Raw genomic sequence first — 20,748 nt, forward strand, 5'->3', positions numbered from 1 at the left:
ATCGACCGACAATGTGGGGCCTACATTGTGGAGTGTCGCGGTGAGACGGCAAGATATCGTCGATGAGCCTTCTCGATAGCCTTGGCGCCACGGAGTCGCTCGGCCGCGATCTGGCGCGCCTGCTGGTCCCTGGCGACAGCATCCTACTCGCGGGTCCGCTCGGCGCCGGCAAGACCGCACTCGCCCGCGCCTTGTTGCGCGCCGCCTGCGACGACCCGGCGCTGGAGGTGCCGAGCCCGAGCTACACGCTGGTGCAAAGTTACGACGCTCCCGGTTTCGCCATCGCGCATTTCGATCTCTGGCGTCTCGACGGGCCCGCCGGGCTGATCGAGCTCGGCTGGGACGAGGCGCGCGCGGGTGTGGTGCTGGTCGAGTGGCCCGACCGGCTGGGACACCTCACCCCTGACGACGCGCTCACCGTCGATCTGCAGCCGATTGCCGGCGAGGCTGAGCGGCGCGAGGTTACGCTCACGGGTTGGGCCAGTCGGCTTTGACCAACGCCAGCCTGTTAACCGCCAGCCTGTTAACCGCCGGCCTGTTTCCGGGGCTCGCCTCGCGCAGCCCGCGACGCGCCATCCTGCTCGGCGCCGGGCAAGGGCTGCGTATGCGCCCGCTGACCGACACCACCGCCAAGCCGCTGCTGACGGTGGGCGGCCAAAGCCTGCTCGACCACGCCCTCGACCGTCTGGCCGAAGCCGGCATCGAGCAGGTGGTGGTCAACGCCCATTGGCACGCCGCCCAGATCGAGCAGCGTCTGCTCGCCCGCGCCGCACTGCGCCCGGGCGGCCCGCGCACCATCACCCTGCACGAGCCCGCGCTGCTCGACACCGGCGGCGCGGTGCTGGCGGCCCTCGCCGCCGGCCTGCTCGACCGCGCGGCACCCTTCTTCGTGGTCAATGGCGACAGCCTCTGGCGCGACGGGCCGAAGCCCGCCCTGGCCCGGCTCGCGGGCGGCTTCGATCCGGACCGATTGGACGCGCTGCTGCTGGTCAGCCGGATCGCCTGGGCGGTGGGCGATGTCGGGCGTCTCGACTTCGCCGGCGATTTCGCCCTCGACCCCGACGGCGTGGTGCGTCGCAGGCGCGAGCACGAGATCGTGCCCTACGTCTATGCCGGGGTGCAGATCGTCTCGCCGTCTCTGTTCGACACCATCGCGGAGGGCGCATTCAGCATGAACCGGCTCTGGGATCGCGCGATCCGCGCCCGCCGGCTGCGCGCGCTGGTGCATGACGGGCCGTGGTTTCATTTGTCGCGTCCGGCCGACCTGATCGCCGCCGAGGCGGCGATGCGCGACCCGATGTTTGGACCGTCCGATACATGAGTATGTCGCCGCGGCTTGCCTGCATCCCGCATCATCTGCCGTTCCTCGACAGCCTGGCGCGTCGCTGGCTCGACCTCCCCGATCCGGAGGCGGCCGCGCGCGGGATGATCCTGCTGCCGACCCGGCGCGCGGCGCGGGCACTGGCCGAGGCGTTCCTGCGTGCAAGTGGCGGCCGCGTGCTGTTGCTGCCACGGATCGCCGCCTTGGGCGCGCTCGACGAGGCGCCGCTGGCACTCGCCGGTACGCTCGACCTGCCACCCGCGGTGCCGCCGATGCGCAGGCTGGCGGAGCTGTCGCGCCTGGTGCTGGCGGCCGGTCGCGGCCTGGGCGGGGGTGTCCCTGGTGCTGCCGATGCCTGGCGCCTGGCCCGTGCCTTGGCGCAGCTGCAGGACGAGGCCGCGCGCAACGAGACCGACCTCGCCGAGAGCTTACCGCGCCTGGCCGAGGATTGGTCCGAAAACTGGGCCGAGCATTGGCAGATCACGCTGCGTTTCCTGCGTATCGTCACCGAGGCGTGGCCGCTCTGGCTCGCGGACAACCAGATGATGGACCAAGCGGCACGCCAGGTGGCGCTGTTACGTGCCCAGGCTGCCGCGTGGCAGGCGCTGCCGCCTTCGACCCCGGTCTGGGCTGCGGGGTTTGCGTCGGCGACCCCGTCGCTCGCGGCGCTGCTGCGTGTGGTGGCGGAACTGCCGCAGGGCAGGGTGGTGTTCGCCGGCCTCAACCGCACGCTCGACGACGAGGCCTTCGCAACCCTGCCTGACAGCCACGCGGAATGCGGCGCCGCGCGGCTGCTGGCAGCGCTCGGCGCACGCCGCGACGACGTGGCCGTTTGGGACGCGCCGCCCGGACGTGGCGCGCCGCTGGTGCCGCGCGGCCGGGTGGCGGCGCTGCACGCAGCCCTGCTGCCGGAACAGGCACTCGGCGCCTGGCTCGACGATGACGCGCCGGCCGATCTCACCGGGTTGGCCGCGCTCTCGCCGGCCGACCAGCAGGAGGAGGCCGGCGCGATCGCGCTGCTGCTGCGCGACGCGCTGCAAACCCCGGGCCGGCGCGCCGCCCTGATCACCCCGGATCGCGGCCTGGCCGCGCGGGTGGTGGTGGAGCTCACCCGCTTCGGCGTCGCGGTCGACGATAGCGCCGGCGAGCCGCTGGCCGCGACCCCGCCCGCGGTGCTGCTGCGTCTGCTGGCGCGCGCCTGTGCGGAGGATTTGGCGCCGGTGGCGCTGCTGGCGTTGCTCAAGCACCCGTTGGCTGCGGTCGGCGGTGGCCCCACGCAATGCCGCGCCCTGGCGCGCCGGTTGGAACTCGCCTGCCTGCGCGGGCCGGCGCCGCGCCCTGGGCTTGCCGGTCTACGCGCCGGCATCGACGACCCCGGTCTCGACGGCTTTCTCGATGACCTCGCGCGCGCGCTGGCGCCGCTCACCGCACGGTTCGCGCAAGCAGGTCCCGTGCCCGTGCAGAATCTGCTGGACGCGCTGATCGAGAGCGCGGAGTTGGTCGCCGGCGCCGAGGCGCTGTGGTCCCAGGAAGAAGGCAACGCGCTTGCCGAGCACCTGGCCGATCTCGCGGCCGACGTCGCGGTGCTGCCGCCGCAGCCGGCGGGCGAGCTGGTCGGTCTGCTCGACGCCACGCTCGAAGCCGTCGCGGTGCGCAGCCGACGTGCCCTGCGCGGCCGCGACAGCGGGGAGGAGCATCCGCGCCTATTCATCTGGGGATTGCTGGAGGCGCGGCTGCAATCGGTCGAGTTCGCCGTTCTCGGCGGGCTGGTCGAAGGGGTGTGGCCGGCCGCCGCCGATCCCGGACCGTGGCTGAGCCGGCCGATGCGGGCAGCTGCCGGGCTGCCCTCGCCGGAGGCCGCGATCGGCCAGGCAGCGCAGGATTTCCTGGCCAGCGCCTGCGCCGCTCCCGAGGTGGTGCTGTCCTGTCCGGGCCGCCGCGAGGGGGCGCCCGCGGTGCCGGCGCGCTGGCTGGTGCGTCTGCGCGCCTGGCTGCGCGGACGCGGGCAGGCGCTGGACGAGCACGCAGCCCTCGCCTGGCTGCGCCGCCTCGACCAGCCAGAGGGACCCGCGCGTCCGGTGCCGCCGCCGGCACCGTGCCCAAAGCTGGCGCTGCGTCCGCGCCGGCTCAGCGTCACCGAAATCGAGACCTGGATGCGCGATCCGTATGCGATCCATGCGCGACACGTGCTGCGCCTGCGCAAGCTCGCCCCGCTCGAGGAGGCCGCCGACGCCGCCGACTATGGCAGCATCGTGCATGACGCGTTGCAGGCCTTTCTTGAACATCATGGCGCCGACTGGCCGGACGACGCGCCGACGCGATTGCAAACAGCGTTCCTGGCGGCGCTCGATGCGGCCAAGCTGCGTCCGGCGCTGTCCGCGTGGTGGCGGCCGCGGCTGCTTCGAATCGCCGAATGGGTGGCGCAGACCGAAGGTGCGCGTCGCGCGATCCAGGCGCCGACGCAGATCGGCACGGAGATCAAGGGCGAGGCGATGATCGCCAGGCTGCCGGGCGGCACCTTCACTTTGCGCGGCCGCGCCGACCGTATCGAACGCCTCGATGACGGCACCCTGGCGCTGCTCGACTACAAGACCGGCAGCCTGCCGCAGGCGAGCGCTGTGCGCGACGGCTGGTCGTCGCAGCTCGTGCTCGAAGCGGCGATGGCCCGCCTCGGCGGGTTTGGCGACGCGTTCGCGGGCGAGACCGCGAACCTCACCTATTGGAGCTTGTCCGGCGGCCACCAGCCGGGCCGGGTGCTGGTTCCGGTCAAGCCGGCTGAGCTTGGGGCGCTCGTCGGCCAGTGCTGGGAGCAGCTCGCCTCCCTGGTGGCGGCCTATGACGATCCGTTGCAACCCTATCTGTCGCAGCCGCGTCCGGGAGCGGCGCCACGCTTCACCGACTACGCAGCCCTCGCCCGCGTGGCCGAGTGGAGTGCTGCGCGCGAGGAGGGCGGGGCATGACCGACGCGACGCAGCAGGCGCGCGCGCAACAGGCGCGGGCTTCAGACCCGTCGGTATCGGTGTTCGTCTCCGCCTCCGCCGGCAGCGGCAAGACCAAGCTGCTGATCGATCGTCTGCTGCGTCTGATGCTGCCGCCGGTCGCCAGCGACCCCGCCCGCATCCAGTGCCTGACCTTCACCAAGGCCGCCGCCGCAGAGATGCAGGTTCGGCTGCAGGATACGCTGGGCCACTGGGTGACGTTGTCCGACGCCGCCCTCGATGCCGAACTGCGCGCACTCGACGTGCCGCCAGGGCCAGCCTCGCGGCAGGCGGCGCGGGCGCTGTTCGCGCGCGTGCTAGACCTGCCCGGCGGCATGCGGATCGGCACCATCCACGCCTTCTGCCAGTCGCTGCTGCGTCGCTTTCCGCTGGAAGCCGAGATCAGCCCGCATTTCATCGTCGCCGAGGAGACCGACAGCCGGGTAGCGCTGGGTGCGGCCACCGAAGCCGTGCTGTCGCGCGGCGAGGCGTCGCTCGCGCTGCTCGCCGGGCAGGTCAACCTCGCCGATTTCACCCGGCTGGTTGAGTCGCTGGGCACAAAGCTCGCCGAGGTCACGGACGAAGCGACCGCGTCGTTATTGGCGGCGGGGCCTCCGGCGCTGCGCGAGGCGCTGCGACGCGCCGCCGGCGTCACCCACGTCGACGAGGCGGCCTGTATCGCGGCGGCGACTGCGGCAGGCGACGCGGACGGCCTCACGGAGCAGCTTTGTCTTGCTCGCGACAGGGGCACCCCGGCCGCCAGGCTCGCGGCCGAGGCGCGGCTGGATTGGCTGTCGCAGGATCCCGCCGCCCGCGCCGCGACCTGGCCGGCCTGGCGCGACCTGCTGCTGACTGCCGCCGGCGAGCCGCGCGCCAATGGCGGCTTTACGGCGGCGAAATGGCTCAACGACTGTCCGGGTCTGGTCGAGTTGATGCAGGCCGAGGCGGCGCGCGTGCTCGCGGTTGAGGACGCCTGCCGGACCATCCGCATGGCTGATCTCAGCGCCGCCCTGCTTGCTGTCGCGGTGCCGATCCTGGAGCGTCACGCCGCGCGCAAGCAGCAGGGTGGCCTGCTCGATTATGACGACCTGATCGCTCGCACGCTCGCACTGCTGCGCGACCCCGGCGTCGCCTGGGTGCTGTTCAAGCTCGATGGCGGCATCGACCATCTGCTGCTCGACGAGGTGCAGGACACCTCGCCGCTGCAATGGCAGATCGCGGCGGCGCTTACGGCGGAGTTCTTTGCCGGAGCGGGGGCGGCCGCTGGTGCGTCGGGCGCGCCGCGCACGGTGTTCGCGGTCGGCGACACCAAGCAGTCGATCTATTCGTTCCAGGGCGCTGATCCCGGGCAGTTCCATCTCTGGCGTGCGCGCTTTCGCGACCGGGTCGAGCAGGCTGGCGAGCAGTGGCGGGATCCAGCGCTGACGGTGTCGTTCCGCTCGGTGTCGGCGGTCCTGCAACTGGTGGACAGCGTGTTTGCCGCGCCTGACGCCGCTGGCGGCCTGCTGGAGCCGGGGCAGGATGAGCTGCCCTTGCACCAGGCGGCGCGCGCCGGGCAACCGGGCCGCGTCGAATTATGGCCGCTGGCACCCGTGGAGGCGCCGGCGCCGCAGCCCGGACCCTGGCAGGCGCCATCGCGCAATGTCGGCCACGACGCGGCTCCGCAACGCCTGGCCGAGACACTGGCACACTGGATCGCGCGCGAGATCGGTGCCGCCGACCCGCAAGGTGCGGCACCTTTGCGTGCCGGCGACGTGCTGGTGCTGGTGCCGCGTCGCAGCGCCTTCGTGCGCGCGTTGATCCGGGCGCTGAAATTCGAGGGCGTGCCGGTGGCGACCCTGGTGCGCACCGGCCTGGTCGACCAGCTCGCTGTGCAGGACCTGATGGCGCTGTGCGACGCGCTGCTGCTGCCGATGGACGACCTGACGGTGGGCGAGGTGCTGACCAGCCCCCTCGGCGGCCTCACCGACGACAGCGTCATGGCGCTCGCCACCAGCCGCGGCGACGCGACCCTGTGGGACAGCCTGCGCGCGCGCCACGCCACCCGCCCGGACTGGTCGGCGGCGTGGGCGTTCCTGTCGGCGCTGTTCGCCCGCGTCGATTTCGCTACCCCCTATGCGCTGCTCGGTGAGGCGCTGGGCGCGCTCGGCGGCCGTGCCCGGCTGCTGGCGCGGCTCGGCCCCGAGGCGGCCGAGCCGGTCGACGAGCTGCTTGCCGCGGCGCTGCGCTACGAGGACCAGCATCCGCCGTCGCTGCAAGGCTTTCTGCACTGGCTGCGCGGTTCGGAGGCGAGCATCAAGCGCGAGCCGGACAGCGCCGGCGATGCGGTCCGAGTGATGACCGTGCACGGCGCCAAGGGCTTGCAGGCGCGCCTGGTGGTGCTGCCCGACACCAATTCGGCCCCGAAGCGCGACGACACGCTGCTCTGGACGCGCGATCCGCAAACCAACGCGACGCTGCCGTTCTGGGTGCCGCGCGCCGAACTCGCCTGCACCCCCAGTCACCGGCTGAGTGCCGCGGTGCGCGAGCGCCAGCTCGAGGAACATAACCGGCTGCTCTATGTGGCGCTGACCCGGGCGAGCGATAGGCTGGTGGTGTGCGGCTGGAAGGGCGCGCGGCCGCCGCCGGAGGGCGCCTGGTACGGGCTCTGCAAACAGGGCTTTGAGCAGGCCGGCGCAATCGCCGAACCGTTCGGGCTCGGCTGGGAGGGCGAGCGGCTGGTGCTCCAGTCAGGTGCTGCCGCCTGGACTGCGCCGATGAGCCGGCCGCAGCCCGCGCCGGCGCCGCTGCCGGACTGGCTCGGCCGGGCGCCGCACTGGCGCGCCATCCCGCCGCCGGCCGAGCCAAGCCTGCCCAACCCGCTGGCGCCAAGCCGACCGGACGACGTGGCGTTCGGTCCGCGCCCGGCCCGGCTGTCGCCTCTCGTGCGCAAGGTTGGCGGTCGCGCGGCGAGGCTGGGCCGCGGCCGGCTGCTGCACACCTTGTTGCAGCATCTGCCCGACCTGCCGGCGCCGGACCGCGCGGCGGCGGCGCTCGCCTTCCTCGCGCGCCCCGCGCATGACCTGGCAGCCGCCGAGGCACGGATGCTGGCCAGCCAGGTGATGGCGGTGCTGGAGGATCCCGAACTCGCCGCCCTGTTCGGCCGCAACGGTCGCGCCGAACAGAAGCTGGCCGGGCTGGTCGAAGGTGTCGTCATCAGCGGTCAGGTCGACCGTCTGCTGGTCGAGCCCACGCGCGTGCTGCTGTGCGACTTCAAGACCGGCCATGCGCCACCCGCGGATGTGGCGCTGACGCCGGTGCTTTATCTGCGCCAGATGGCGGCCTATCGGGCGCTGCTGACGTCGCTCTATGCAGGCCGCACGATCGTCTGCCTGCTGGTCTGGACCGAGGCGCCGCTGGTGATGCGTCTACCGGACGCGCTGCTGGATTGGCACCGGCCAGGGCGGCATCGGCCAGGGCTGCACGTCCTGGCTTGATCGCACCCCCGCTTCGACCCATTTTCGAGACCAGTCAATTCCGGAGTAGGCAGATGAGCGAGAACACGGTTGCGGTGACGGACGACAGCTTCGCCACCGACGTACTCGGCGCCAAGGGCGCGGTACTGGTCGATTTCTGGGCGGAATGGTGCGGCCCGTGCAAGATGATTGCCCCAGCACTCGAGGAGATCGGCGCCGAGTTCAAGGGCCAGCTCACGGTCGCCAAGGTCAATATCGACGAGAACCCGATGACCCCCAGCACCTACGCGGTGCGCGGCATCCCCACGATGATCCTGTTCAAGGACGGCAAGCCTGCCGCCACCAAGGTCGGCGCCCTGCCCAAGAGCCAGCTCAAGGAGTGGGTACGCGAGAGCATCGCCTGACGCGGAACCGCTTGCATCTCCCGGCTCATCTCCTTATCTTACTCGGGTCTTACCAGAGGTGGATATGTCTGATGCGGCTTTGACAACGACAGTCTCGACCAAGGGACAGGTTATTCTGCCCAAGGTGATCCGGGATCGTCTGCATTGGGACGCCGGCACCCGCTTGTCTTTGGAAAATACCGCGGAGGGCGTCTTGCTGAGACCGCTAAACGTCGCTTTCGCGCCGAGGCAGCCGGACGAGGTGTTCGGCTGCTTGCGCTACAGCGGCGAGCCGAAATCGGTGGAGCAGATGGATGCGGGGATTGCCGCCGAAACCAGGCGGCGACATGCACGCGATCGATACTAACATCATCGTTCGCTACCTGACCGGCGACGACACGAAGCAAGCCAATGACGCGCGCGCCTTGATTGGCAAGAAAGCGGTGTTCGTGCCGCGCACCGTCATATTGGAGACGGAGTGGGTCCTGCGCGCCGTCTACAATTTTTCCGCGCAACGGATCATTGCGGCACTTCGTGCCCTGGCTGGCCTTCCTGACGTATCCGTCGAAGATGCCAACATGGTCGCCAAGGCAATGGACTGGGCCGAGGCGGGTATGGACTTCGCCGACGCGCTCCACTTGGCAGCCGCCGGCAACTGCGAGGGCTTCCTGACCTTCGACAAGCGTTTTGTACGCGCGAAGGGCGCCCACGCCGGCATTTCGGTTCGCATGCCCTAACCGGCTCAGGCCTGAGGCTTACTGGAGCGTGATAACCGAGACGGTATCGAAATGCAGTTCAGCGCCCCAGCCATAGGGGTCCGGCTTTATCACGCCCGTGCTGGTTTGCCAGCTATTGCCGACGGCAAGCACAATCTCGTTCTGTCCCTGCCTCAACTCGAGCAGAATCGTTGCGTTATCCGTCTCAAGGCGACCGTCCGGCGACAAGCGGTGATCGGGCGGGTAATAGGGATTGTTCCCTGAATAGACGAGCCGGCCGTTCAAAAACACGGACGCTTGGCGCGCGTAGCCGATTTGAACCGTCCGGCGTGTGGGCGCCTTGGCGGTAACCGTTGTCTTCAGCCACCCTGTCGAAATTGCGTGCGCCTCGCGGACATCAAAGGCGCGGCCGAGATTGACCAGGCCGGTCGGCTCCGCGGCGATGGCGTGCCATGACCCAGGCGGCGGGATATCCGCAGCTGTGGGCGCATGGCCCGCCAGCGCGGTTGGTGGTGCCGACAGCCAATGCGTGGCGGTCTCCGGGCTGGGTTGCGGTATATGGATTGCCGGTAGCGTTGCCGGGTCTCCCGGACGGATAACGAAGTTGGCGTAAATCGCTGGTCCCTTGAAGGCAATCCCGCCGTTTCTGCTCAAGCCCTGAAGCTTTGGCACGATCAGCGTGGGCTCCGTTTCGTGATTGATATAGACCGCCATCTTCTCGCCGGCGACCACCAGCCGCACATGGTTCCAGCCTGTCGGGTTGATCTGCGCGGGGCCCTGGTAGTTCGGGTAGATGTCCCATTGCATGTGCCCGTGGACGATCGGGGCATACTGGATGCAATCGTTCGCGGCGGGACAATCTGGGTTTGCGCGCAGGTAAACGATCTCGCCGGACTCGTTGCCCTGGCGGCGGAAAATAATGCCTGTGTCGCTGTAGGCGAGCGGCTTGATGTCGAAGTCTATCGTGCCGCTGGAGAAGCGGACGTCGGTCGAGGAGGCGACGGCCTCATTGATCGTCATGGTCCCTGTTGGCATGCTCTCGTAACGCGCGAAGTGCAACGATCCGGCCGGCTGCACAACCCATCCGGCCCGAGGCGCCAGCGTCCATAAGCCGGGCGCCATCGCATAGGACACCGTGCGTGGGGCGTAGGCTATCGAAGGCGACGCGATCAGGGTCGCGGCACCGACCATCGCGGCGACGCCAAGCAGTCTTGATAATGAAATGGGAACGCAGGCCTCTCTGGTGACTGGCGCGCGATGGATTACGGATTGCCCGCTCATGTCCAGGTGGCGAGCGCGGTATCGCTTCGTTTCAGCGCCTGGCGAAACTCCGGGTCGCAGAGGGCGGCGAGCTCAGAGTGGTGATGGTAGTCCGGCATCAGACGGGTGAGCAGGTCGTCGCGGGTGGTGGCCGGGTGGAAATAGATTTCACTCAGGCCCGGCGGCAGGTGTGTTGCCAGCGCGCGGACGCGGGTGCTGGTCATCGCACCACTCCAGGCCAAGCCGAAGCAGGATGCGTTGGTCCGCAGACCGGCTTGGCGGGCTTGCGCGCGCAGCACCAGCGTCCAGCGGCGGAGTGCTGCCGCGGCCAGCGTGCCGCGTGTGCCGTCGACGGCCGCGAGTGGAGCAGCGGGCTCGCTCGGGATGCGTATGGCGCGCAAACCATGCCGAAGGCCGGCCGCGATCAGCAACCGACCGACGACGGGATGGAGATGCATGTGCTTGTGGGCGTTGGCGTGGTCGAGCGCGAGCCCGGTTGCGGCAAACGCCGCGAACTGGGCGGCGATTTCGCGCTGTAATTGCGCACGCACATCGGCGCGAAAAGCCGCGCGGAAGCCGAATGCGGCCTGGTCCGAGGGAAATTGTCCATCCTCGCCGACGAGCGCCGGTATTTGCGCGTGCGACAGTATCGCCGGACCCTCGATCACCACCAGATGCAGCCCGACCCGCAGGTTGGGCAGCCGCCGTGCCCGCGCCACTGCATCGGCGGCGGCGGCCCCGCCCACCATCAGGCTTGCCGTGGTCAGCAGGCCCTTTGTATGGGCCTGCTCGACGGCTTCGTTAATCGTTTCGCTCAGGCCAAAATCGTCGGCCGAGATGATGACCCGCCGCAGCGAAGCCTCCCTAAGCGGCATTCCGTTCCTTGAGGAAGTGGAAGAACTCCACGCCCTCGCGCAGCCGGCGCTTCATCATCTGCGGGCTGCGCACCATCTCGCCGACGATGGAGGCGATCTTCGGCGCCCGGAAATAGAACTTCCGGTAGAACGTCTCCACACTTTCGAAGATCTCGGTATGCGAGAGATGCGGGTAGGTCAGTGGGGCGATCTGCACGCCTTGCTCGTCGATCAGCTCGGCGTTGGATGCATCGAGCCAGCCGTTCTCGGTTGCCTGCTTATGCAGGAAAGTACCGGGGTAGGGGGCGGCGAGGCTGACCTGAAGTGTGTGTGGGTTGATCTCGGTGGCAAAACGGATGGTTTCCTGGATCGTCTCGCGGGTCTCGCCGGGCAGGCCCATGATGAAGGTGCCGTGGATCTTGATGCCGAGCTCGTGGCAGTTCTTGGTGAACTCGCGCGCCACCTCGATACGCATGCCCTTCTTGATGTTGTAGAGGATCTGCTGATTGCCGGTCTCGTAGCCGACCAGAAGCAGTCGCAGGCCATTGTCCTTGAGTACTTCGAGGGTCTTGCACGGCACGTTAGCCTTGGCGTTGCACGACCAGGTGACGCCCATCGCGCCCAGCTTGCGGGCGATCGCCTCGGCGCGCGGCAGGTCGTCGGTGAAGGTGTCGTCGTCGAAGAAGAACTCCCGCACCTGCGGGAACATCCGGCGCGCGGCCGCAATTTCGGCGGCGACATGATCCGGCGAGCGGGTGCGGTAGCGATGGCCGCCGACGGTCTGCGGCCACAGGCAGAAGGTGCAGTGCGACTTGCAGCCGCGTCCCGTGTAGATCGAGATGTACGGGTGCAGCAGGTAGCCGATGAAATAATCCTCGATGCGCAGGTCGCGCTTATAGACGTCGGTGACGAACGGCAGGCTGTCCATGTCCTCGATCATCGCGCGCTCAGGATTATGCACGATGGCCCCGGACTCGTTGCGCCAGGAGATGCCGTCGATGCTTTTCAGGTCACGGCCCTCGGCGACGTCCTTGATGGTGAAGTCGAATTCGTTGCGCGCGACGAAATCGACCGGACCGCCGGTACGCAGGCTCTCCTCAGGCTGGACCGCGACCTTGGCACCGACCATGCCGATCAGCAGCGACGGCTTGGCGTCCTTGAGCGCCTGGGCCACCTTCACGTCCGAGGCGAACGAGGGTGTCGAGGTGTGCAGCACCACCAGGTCGCTTTTGCGCGCCTCGGCCAGCACCGGCTCCATGCCGATGCGCGCGGGGGGCGCGTCGATCAGTTTGCTGTCCTCGATCAGGGCGGCCGGCTGGGCTAGCCAGGTCGGATACCAGAACGACTTGATCTCGCGCTTGGCCTGATAGCGCGAGCCGGCACCACCATCGAAACCGTCGAACGAGGGAGGCTGCAGGAACAGGGTCTTCATCATGATAGATCAGTCACCTTGAACAAAAGTCTGGGAGGCGAGCATCGGACGCGCAGGCACCGGCTGGCGCGGCTCGGACACCAAAAGCACCTGGCCGCGCCAGCGCACACGATTGCCGGCAAAGCTTGCCGCCATGACGATGGCCGAGATCCAGTCGCGCAAGGGCAGCAGCAATAGGGTTCGCGCGCGCCCGAGAACGGCATGGCCACCAAGTGCGACGATGGCGTGATCGATCCGGGCGACGGACGCTGCGCGCAGCGTCCAGATCAAGGCGAACAGGAGCCAGCTCCAAAGCACGGCTGGCGATGCGATCAGCGCCAGGCTCGCCCAGAACAGTGGGAACTGTACCGCCGACAGGACATAGCCAAGCGGTGCGACGGCACGAATGGTGCGGCCCCAGCGCAACTCATGCGCGAACAGGTCGCTGGCACCCGTGTCCGAGATCGTGGTCGCGGTCAGGATCGGTGCGATCTCGATGGTGCCGCCCTGCCTGCGCACCAGTTGGCCAAGGGTATGATCGTCCGCGACATGCGCGGACAGCCTCTCCAGGCCGCCAATGGCCTCCAGGGTGCGACGTTGCAGCGCCATTGTGGATCCGAGGCAGTCCTGACGTCCGAGCAGGCGCGACAGCAGAACACCGGGCAGGAAGCTGTGGTTGACGTAGCCCGCGGCCAGCCGCCGCGTCAGGCTGAGCGAGGCGGGGAGGCCGCAATACAGCGTCGTCACCAGGGCAGCACCTGGGGTTGCGGCAAAGCAGCCGGCCACCGCACGCAGATAATCCGGTGCCACGTGAATATCGGAATCCGAGATCACCAGAAGCTCGTGGGATGCATACGGCAGCATGTTGATCAGATTGGCGACCTTGCGATTGGGTCCGTGCGCGGTGGTATCGACCACCAGCCGCAGATCGTGAAGCGGGAACTCCTGGTGCAGGCGCCGTACGACGGCGATTGCGTCGTCCGCTGCGTCCTGCACGCCAAAGACGATCTGTACGTTCGGATAATCCTGCGCGAGAAAGCTGCGTAGCGCCTGTTCGAGCAACGGCTCGTCGCCATGCAGCGGCTTGAGTACGCTGATTGGCGGCAGCGCAGCCGAGGTTGTAGCGGCGCTGGTCGTGGTGGCGCGCCGGGCACGCACGTGTTTGGCAAAGCTTCCCACGACAGCGGCGCCCGCGAATGCCTGCATGCAGCCGAGAACGGCAACGCCGTTCAGACAATCGGCGAGGCTCGGCGTGAACAGCGGGATGAAGGTCATGAATGGCTCATGGTCGTGGTCAGGAGCTTGAGAAACTCCGGATTTTCTTCTTCAGTCTTTCGATAAGCGGTTTGGCGTCCCCGGTCTCGACCGTCGAGGCAAAGTCGGAGCGTTGCACAGCGACCTGGCTGATATGGCCGTCGAGCAAAACATCGACGACTTTCCAGCCCTGCGCAAACTGCCGCATGACATAGTCGAGCTTGGTGGTGGTGCCGCCCTTGGAGATCAGTTGCGTCTGCACGATCTCATCGGACCCATAGGGCGACTTACGCGCCTGTGGCATGACCTTGAGGGTGTCGCCACTGTCTGCGGTGAAGTTCGAGACGTAGCGGGCAATCGTGAACTGACGAAACACCCGTTCGAGTTCCTGCTGCTGATCGCCGGGAATGGACGCGTAGCGTGGCCCGATAGAGGTATGTAGGATCGCCGGAATGTTGAATGCCTGGTCGATTGCCGGGGCAAGGAGGCGCGCACGATCGGCAAACGGGGTGGAGCCGCCTTCGCCTTCGATCCTGGTCAGCGCCTTGTAAAGCTCGGAAATTGGCGTCACCGGGTTCGATGACATCGCCCCCGCTTTACTGGCCCGCGCCACCGCCGACGGGCCCGTGAGCGCGGACAGCGACATCAGGGGCAACGACGCGATGACCACGCCGATCAATAAAGGATAACGCATGGCGGTCACGATGTCGGACCGCTGCGCCCGACTGACAAGCCCTCGAGCCTGGTCTCCGCAACGCCGAGTGCGGCCATCGCCACCTCGACCACCTGCCTGGCTGACAGCCCGGCTTCGACGAGCTGTGCGGCCGGCGTGTTGTGATCGATGAAGTGGTCGGGCAGAGTCATCGGCCGGATCCGCACGCTGTCGAGCAGGCCGGTGCGTGCCAGGTGATGCATCACCAGGCTGCCGAAGCCGCCGGCCGCCCCTTCCTCGATGGTGATCAGCACGGCGTGATGGCGGGCGAGTTGCTCGATCATGGCGGTATCCAGCGGCTTGGCGAAACGCGCATCGACCACCGTCGGTGGCAGGCCGCGAGCGGCGAGCTCGTCGGCGGCGCGCAGCACGTCGCCGAGACGGGTGCCCAGGCTGAGCAGCGCGATGCCGCCCTTCTGGCGTCCGCTCTGGCGCCCGACCTCGCGCAGCATGCGGGCGCGTCCGATCTCCAGGATCTCGCCGCGCGCCGGCAGCGCCAGACCCTGGCCGTTGCCGCGCGGGTAGCGCAAAGCGATCGGGCCCTCGTCGAAGGTCGCCGCGGTGGCGGTCATGTGCAGCAGTTCGAGCTCGTCCGATGGCGCCATGATGGTCATGCCGGGCAGGCAGCCCAGATAGTTCAGGTCGAAGGCGCCGGCATGGGTGGCGCCGTCCGCGCCGACCAGACCGGCGCGGTCGATGGCGAAGCGCACCGGCAACTTCTGCAGCACGACGTCGTGGACGACCTGATCGTAGGCGCGCTGCAGGAAGGTGGAATAGATGGCACAGAACGGCCGCAGCCCTTCGGTTGCCATGCCGGCGGCGAACGTCACCGCATGCTGCTCGGCGATGCCCACATCGAAGAAGCGGTCGGGAAAGCGCTTGGCGAACTTGTCGAGTCCGGTGCCCGACGGCATCGCCGCGGTGATCGCGACGATCCGCGTATCGGCCTCGGCTTCGGCGAGCAGCCCTTGACTGAACACGTTGGTGTAGCTCGGCGGGCCCGGCGGCGCCTTGGTCTGCTCGCCGGTGACCACGTTGAACTTGCTGACCGCGTGATATTTGTCACCGGACTCCTCGGCAGGCGCGTAGCCTCGGCCCTTCTGCGTGATCACGTGCAGCAGCACCGGGCCACGATCGTCCGCCTCGCGCAGGTTGCGCAGCACCGGCAGCAGATGGTCCATGTTGTGGCCGTCGATCGGGCCGATGTAATAAAAGCCAAGCTCCTCGAACAGCGTGCCGCCGGTCAGGATGCCACGGGCATATTCCTCTGCCCGCTTGGCGGTGCGCTCCAGCGGCTGCGGCAGCCGGCGCGCCACGCGGCCAGCGAGGTCGCGCAGATTGAGAAACGAGCGCGACGACATCAACCGCGACAAATAGGCGCTCATCGCCCCGACCGGCGGCGCGATCGACATCTCGTTGTCGTTGAGAACGACGATCAGTCGGGCCCGCGACGAGCCGGCATTGTTCATCGCCTCATAGGCCATGCCGGCGGAGATCGCACCGTCGCCGATCACCGCGATGACGTGGCGATCGTCGTGCGCCGGATCCTCGCTGGCGAGCAGGTCGTGCGCAGTGGCCATGCCCAGGCCGGCGGAGATCGAGGTCGAGGAATGCGCGGCGCCGAACGGGTCGTAGACGCTCTCGGAGCGGCGGGTAAAGCCGGACAAGCCCCCCGGCTGGCGCAGGGTGCGTATGCGGGCGCGCCGTTCGGTCAGGATCTTGTGCGGGTAGGTTTGGTGGCCGACGTCCCAGATCAGCCGGTCGGTCGGCGTGTCGAACACCGCGTGCAGCGCCACGGTCAGCTCGACCACACCGAGCGAGGCGCCGAGATGGCCACCGGTGGTGGAGACCGTATCGAGGGTCTCTGCGCGCAACTCGTCGGCAACCTGGGCGAGCTGCTCGGAGGTCAGATGACGCAGATCGTGTGGTGAATGGATCCGGTCGAGCAGCGGCGTCAGCGTCACCGCCGAGTTATGGCCCAGCAGGCCGTGGCCAGGCGTGCTCTCGACAGGCCGTAGCTTTGTCTCCCGGCCGCGCCTGTTGCTGTCCTGGGGCAGGATGGCGGGATCGGAGGTGTTGTTGGGTTGGTTCATGCTCTGATCCCTCTCGTTCCCGCCGACACGTTGCCGCCGACCCTGGTTCACGTTGAACGCCATCCGAACGGCTGGCGTGCAACCAGATCAAAATTTCTAACGCCAAACCCGTCTGATTTGCCAGACACGGGTGCCTTATTGTTGCGGGGCGGCCACAGGTCTCGTGCCACAGATCTGTCCCCTGCGACCGCGCGACGCTGCCCCTCCTGTTTGCGGTGCAATCAAACCCTAGTCTATACGCCAAGTTGCAAACGGAGGTCGCGTCGCCGCGGCCGTCACGTCAGAGAACGGAGTTCCAATGGCCGTACCCTTGATGCAAGCCGTGCGGGTGGGCGCCTATGTCGTCAAGCAGCACCTGCGTGGGCGCAAGCGCTACCCGCTGGTGCTGATGCTTGAGCCGCTGTTTCGCTGCAATCTTGCCTGCGCCGGCTGCGGCAAGATCGACTATCCGGCGCCGATCCTCAACCAGCGCTTGTCGGTGCAGGAATGCCTCGACGCCGATATCGAGTGCGGCGCGCCGGTGATCGCGGTCGCCGGCGGCGAGCCGCTGCTGCACAAGGAGATGCCCGCGATCATCGCCGGCCTGCTGGCGCGCAAGAAGTATGTGTATCTCTGCACCAACGCCCTGTTGCTCGAGAAGAAGCTCGACGACTACAAGCCTAACCCGTTCTTTTCGTGGGACGTGCATCTCGACGGCGACCAGTCGATGCATGACGCCTCGGTCTGCCAGGACGGCGTGTTCGATCGCGCCGTGACGGCAATCCGTCGCGCCAAGGAGCGCGGCTTTCGGGTCTCGATCAACTGCACCCTGTTCGACGGCGCGCAGCCCGAGCGCGTAGCAAAATTCTTCGACGAGGTGATGGCGCTCGGCGTCGACGGCATCATGACCGCGCCCGGCTATGCCTACGAGCGCGCCCCCGACCAGGCGCACTTCCTTAACCGACAGAAGACCAAGCAGTTGTTCCGCGATATCTTTCGCCTGGGCAAAGGCAAGAAGTGGCGCTTCACCCAGTCGCCCTTGTTCCTGAACTTCCTGGCCGGCAACGAGACCTATGCCTGCACGCCGTGGGGCAAGCCGCTGCGCAACGTGTTCGGCTGGCAGCGCCCCTGCTACCTGCTGGGCGAGGGCTACGCGTCAAGCTTCAAGGAGCTGATGGACGACACTGCCTGGGAGCAGTACGGCACCGGCAACTACGAGAAATGCGCCGACTGCATGGTGCATTCGGGCTACGAGGCGACGGCGGTGATGGATGCGGTCAAGCGGCCGCTGCACATCCTCAAGGTGGCGCTGAGCGGGCCGCAGACCGAAGGTGCGATGGCACCCGAGATCCCGCTGGAGAACCAGCGCCCGGCCGAATACAGCTACAATCACATCGTCGACGAGCGCATGGCGGAGATCGCCGCCCGCAAAAAGCCCGCCAGTGCGCCGGTGATCAACCGGGTGCGGAGCACGCCGGTCGACGCCGCCGACTGAGGCCTGCCGACGCCCCCATCCTGGCGCGCCTCACGCCGGCTCCATAGAATGCGGGAATGTTCGCCTCGATCGTCCTGGTCCTTTTGCTGGTGCTGCTCAATGGCGTGTTTGCGATGGGGGAGCTGGCGCTGATCTCGGCGCGTCGGCCGCGACTCGCCGTGCTGGAGCGCCGCGGCGTCCCCGGTGCCGATCGGGCCAGGGCCCTTGCCGCGGATCCGCAGCGCTTTCTGCCAACCGTCCAGGTCGGCATAACCCTGGTCAGCATCATTGAGGGCACCTATGGCGGTGCCCGCATCGCCGGACGGCTGACGCCCACTTTGCAGGCCGTGCCATGGCTTCGTCCGATCGCTGGCGAGCTGTCGCTGGTCCTGGTGGTGATCGCGATCACTTTCCTGATGCTGGTGCTCGGCGAGCTGGTGCCCAAGCAGATCGCACTGCGCCATCCGGAAACGATCGCGGCCCGACTGGCGCTGCCGCTGCTGATCCTCTCCCGTGTCGCGAGCCCGGTGGTCCGGCTGCTCGGCTGGGCCTCCGCTTTGGTGCTGCGGCTGGGCGGCGTCTCGCGCGAGGGGCGGCAGGTGGTGACCGAGGAGGAGCTGCGCGCCGTGCTCTCGGAGGGCACCCAGGCCGGCCTGCTGGAGGTGCAGGAGCACAACATGATCGAACGGCTGCTGCGGCTCGCCGATCGTCCGGTGCGTGCGATTATGACCCCACGCAACGAGCTCTCCTGGATCGAGCGCCATGCCGGTCGCGAAGAGTTCGCCACTGTCCTGAAGGCGGGCTCCTACACCAGGCTGGTGGTCTGTGACGGCCAGGTCGACGACCCGGTCGGCATCGTGCTGGTCAAGGACGTGCTGGACCTGCTGCTCGACGGCACCGCACTCTCACTCGAGTCCGTTATCCGGCCGCCGCAGGTGGTCCCAGAGACGATCAGCGCCTTCGATGCGCTGCACCGGCTGCGCGCTTTGCCGCTCGGCATCCTGCTGGTGCTCGACGAGTACGGCAGCTTCGAGGGCATCGTCACCATCGCCGACATCTTCGCCGCCATCGTCGGCGAACAGACCGAAGCCGGCGACGCGCCGGTGCCTGGCACGCTCGATGGCGGTCTGGTGGTGCTCGACGGCACCTCGCCGGCCGATGAGATCAAGGATCGCCTGCAACTCGGCGAACTGCCCGCCGCCGGCAGCTACCACACCCTCGCCGGACTGATCCTCGCGCTGCTGCGACGGGTGCCGTCGGTCGGCGACAAGGTCGCATTCTCGGGCTGGATGTTCGAGGTGGTGGAGATGGACGGACGCCGGGTGCAGCGGGTCCACGCCAGTCGGCAGAAGCTCGCGGAGAACTGATTGTTGCGCTATTTCGGGCGCGCCGCCGCGGCCGCGACGCTGCTGCTCGGCGCGCTGCCGCTGCTGCTCACGCGCCCGGCACCGTTGCAGGACTGGCCCAATCACATCGCGCGCATCCACATCCTCGTGGACCTGCTGCACGGATCGCCCTTCTGGGGGCACTACTACCGCTTGACCGGCTTCTTCGTGCCCAATGCGGCACTCGACCTCGGCATCACCGGGCTGCGGCTGGCGGGCCTGCCGCTGCCGCTCGCCGCACAGTGCTTTCTGGTCGCCACCTACGCCCTGTTCGTCGCGAGCTTCCTGGCACTGGCCCGCGCTTACGATGCGTCCAACCCTGCCAAGCCATGCTTCGCGGTGCTGCTGTTCTACGGCAATGCGCTGTTCTGGGGACTGGTCAATTACGTGCTCGGGCTCGGGCTGCTGCTCGGCCTGCTGGCACTCTGGCTGCGTGCCGGCCCGCGTACTCGACTCGCCGTCGCGGCCGCGGGGGCGGCGCTTCTGCTGCTGGCGCATCTGGTGGTGGCAGTGCTGTGGATCATCGTGCTCGGCTGCCACGACCTGCACCGTCTGCGCCGAGCCCGGCTCGCGCATTGCCTCTCCTGGCTGATCGCGCTGCTCGTCGTCGCGAGCCTGCTCTCAGCCATGCCGCATGGCGGCGGCCTTGGGATCGGCTATGCCGGCGGCCGCTTCGGAATTGCCGGCCACAAGCTCTGGCTGTTCGCGAAGGTTCTGCTCGGCGGCAGCCTGTTGCAGGACCTGACCAGCCTCGCGGGGCTGCTCGTCTGCATCATCGCCGTGTTCGCCGGCCGCCCCTCGCTCGCCCCGGCCCCGGCACTCGCGGCGGCAATCCTGGTGCTGACGGTGCTGCTGGCCCCGGAGCGGATCGGTGACGGCTCACAGCTCGACTCCCGTCTGGCCATCGCACCCCTGCTGCTACTCGCGGCCGCCGTGCGTATCAGGCCGCACCCCGTCGCGCGCATCGCCATCCCCGCCGCGGTGCTGGCGCGGACGCTGGTGCTGGCCTGGGCGTGGCACGCCTCCGGGCAGGAGTTCGCGCAGTATCGCGGGCAAACAGCGTCCCTGCCGTCCGGCAGCCTGATGCTGATGGCCTACGGCACACGGCTCTCCACGCTCTCCTGGCAGCATATCTGGTCGCCGCCGATCACCTCGATCGCCACCCAACTCGTTCTGCACGACCTCTTCGTCCCGACGATCTTTGCCGAACCCGGCCAGCAACCGGTCGCCTTGGATGCGCGCTACACCCCGCTCAAGCAGCCCTGGAACCTCAGCGACCCCGTCCATTTCCGCGCGAGTGCGAGGGCACTGGCCGCATTATGCGCAAGCGGCGCCTTTCCGCATATTTACCTGACGGTGCTGTATCCCGGAGATGTCGCCGGCATGGCCGGCGCGGCCCTGCTGCGCCCGCGCCACGATTTCCTGCTGCTCGATGCCTGTCGGCTGCCGAACCCACAGCCGCCTTGATTACAG

General features: G+C 68.2%; 16 protein-coding genes. 10 read left to right on the forward strand and 6 right to left on the reverse strand.

The features are described from left to right. Positions 1 to 62 precede the first annotated feature (62 nt). The 7 genes from tsaE (at position 63) to ACQY4K_RS19545 (ending at position 8,874) form a co-directional block, all read left to right on the forward strand. A complete protein-coding gene (gene tsaE, locus ACQY4K_RS19515) occupies positions 63 to 494 on the forward strand; it encodes a tRNA (adenosine(37)-N6)-threonylcarbamoyltransferase complex ATPase subunit type 1 TsaE (protein ID WP_428391856.1) in 432 nt (143 codons plus the stop codon). Next, complete coding sequence (locus ACQY4K_RS19520) at positions 491 to 1,321, forward strand: nucleotidyltransferase family protein (protein WP_428391857.1); 831 nt, start codon at positions 491 to 493, stop codon at positions 1,319 to 1,321. Before tsaE ends, ACQY4K_RS19520 begins: the two co-directional genes overlap by 4 nt. Continuing rightward, entirely contained in the window at positions 1,318 to 4,281 is a 2,964-nt protein-coding gene (locus tag ACQY4K_RS19525) for a PD-(D/E)XK nuclease family protein (protein ID WP_428391858.1), read from the forward strand. The genes ACQY4K_RS19520 and ACQY4K_RS19525 overlap by 4 nt, the downstream gene beginning before the upstream one ends. Next, positions 4,278 to 7,775 (forward strand): double-strand break repair helicase AddA, encoded by a 3,498-nt coding sequence (gene addA, locus ACQY4K_RS19530; protein WP_428391859.1) that lies wholly within the window; start codon positions 4,278 to 4,280, stop codon positions 7,773 to 7,775. The genes ACQY4K_RS19525 and addA overlap by 4 nt, the downstream gene beginning before the upstream one ends. 53 nt (positions 7,776 to 7,828) lie before the next feature. Continuing rightward, complete coding sequence (gene trxA / locus ACQY4K_RS19535; RefSeq protein ID WP_428391860.1) at positions 7,829 to 8,158, forward strand: thioredoxin TrxA; 330 nt, start codon at positions 7,829 to 7,831, stop codon at positions 8,156 to 8,158. Positions 8,159 to 8,222: 64 nt separating this feature from the next. Further along, complete coding sequence (locus ACQY4K_RS19540; protein ID WP_428391861.1) at positions 8,223 to 8,504, forward strand: AbrB/MazE/SpoVT family DNA-binding domain-containing protein; 282 nt, start codon at positions 8,223 to 8,225, stop codon at positions 8,502 to 8,504. Then, a complete protein-coding gene (locus tag ACQY4K_RS19545; protein ID WP_428391862.1) occupies positions 8,485 to 8,874 on the forward strand; it encodes a type II toxin-antitoxin system VapC family toxin in 390 nt (129 codons plus the stop codon). Before ACQY4K_RS19540 ends, ACQY4K_RS19545 begins: the two co-directional genes overlap by 20 nt. Before the next feature lie 18 nt (positions 8,875 to 8,892). On the opposite strand, the gene ACQY4K_RS19550 is transcribed toward ACQY4K_RS19545, so the two are convergent. The 6 genes from ACQY4K_RS19550 to dxs all read right to left on the reverse strand — a co-directional run bounded on the left by ACQY4K_RS19550 (position 8,893) and on the right by dxs (position 16,437). Further along, the gene (locus tag ACQY4K_RS19550; RefSeq protein ID WP_428391863.1) at positions 8,893 to 9,873 is read right to left on the reverse strand and encodes a hypothetical protein; all 981 of its coding nucleotides are present in this window, start codon (positions 9,871 to 9,873) and stop codon (positions 8,893 to 8,895) included. Between the two features lie 257 nt (positions 9,874 to 10,130). Further along, positions 10,131 to 10,967: a hopanoid biosynthesis-associated protein HpnK gene (hpnK, locus tag ACQY4K_RS19555; RefSeq protein WP_428396225.1), complete on the reverse strand. Its 837-nt coding sequence runs from the start codon at positions 10,965 to 10,967 to the stop codon at positions 10,131 to 10,133. 10 nt (positions 10,968 to 10,977) lie between these two features. Next, positions 10,978 to 12,402, reverse strand: a complete 1,425-nt coding sequence (hpnJ, locus tag ACQY4K_RS19560) for a hopanoid biosynthesis associated radical SAM protein HpnJ (protein WP_428391864.1) — start codon at positions 12,400 to 12,402, stop codon at positions 10,978 to 10,980. Between the two features lie 6 nt (positions 12,403 to 12,408). After that, positions 12,409 to 13,653 (reverse strand): bacteriohopanetetrol glucosamine biosynthesis glycosyltransferase HpnI, encoded by a 1,245-nt coding sequence (gene hpnI / locus ACQY4K_RS19565; protein ID WP_428391865.1) that lies wholly within the window; start codon positions 13,651 to 13,653, stop codon positions 12,409 to 12,411. 19 nt (positions 13,654 to 13,672) lie between these two features. Beyond that, on the reverse strand, positions 13,673 to 14,326 hold the full coding sequence (locus tag ACQY4K_RS19570) for an ABC transporter substrate-binding protein (RefSeq protein ID WP_428396226.1): 654 nt from the start codon (positions 14,324 to 14,326) through the stop codon (positions 13,673 to 13,675). Positions 14,327 to 14,331: 5 nt separating this feature from the next. After that, positions 14,332 to 16,437: a 1-deoxy-D-xylulose-5-phosphate synthase gene (dxs, locus tag ACQY4K_RS19575; RefSeq protein WP_428391866.1), complete on the reverse strand. Its 2,106-nt coding sequence runs from the start codon at positions 16,435 to 16,437 to the stop codon at positions 14,332 to 14,334. Between the two features lie 298 nt (positions 16,438 to 16,735). Here dxs and hpnH point away from each other — a divergent pair, with 298 nt between their 5' ends. From hpnH to ACQY4K_RS19590, 3 genes are read left to right on the forward strand one after another with little or no spacing between them, the layout of a single operon-like run. Further along, on the forward strand, positions 16,736 to 17,911 hold the full coding sequence (hpnH, locus tag ACQY4K_RS19580; protein ID WP_428391867.1) for an adenosyl-hopene transferase HpnH: 1,176 nt from the start codon (positions 16,736 to 16,738) through the stop codon (positions 17,909 to 17,911). Between the two features lie 56 nt (positions 17,912 to 17,967). Further along, a complete protein-coding gene (locus ACQY4K_RS19585) occupies positions 17,968 to 19,257 on the forward strand; it encodes a hemolysin family protein (RefSeq protein WP_428391868.1) in 1,290 nt (429 codons plus the stop codon). Next, entirely contained in the window at positions 19,258 to 20,742 is a 1,485-nt protein-coding gene (locus tag ACQY4K_RS19590; protein WP_428391869.1) for a hypothetical protein, read from the forward strand. The last annotated feature ends 6 nt before the right edge of the window (positions 20,743 to 20,748 follow it).

The organism is Lichenicoccus sp. (assembly GCF_965276875.1).
Lineage (GTDB): Bacteria > Pseudomonadota > Alphaproteobacteria > Acetobacterales > Acetobacteraceae > Lichenicoccus.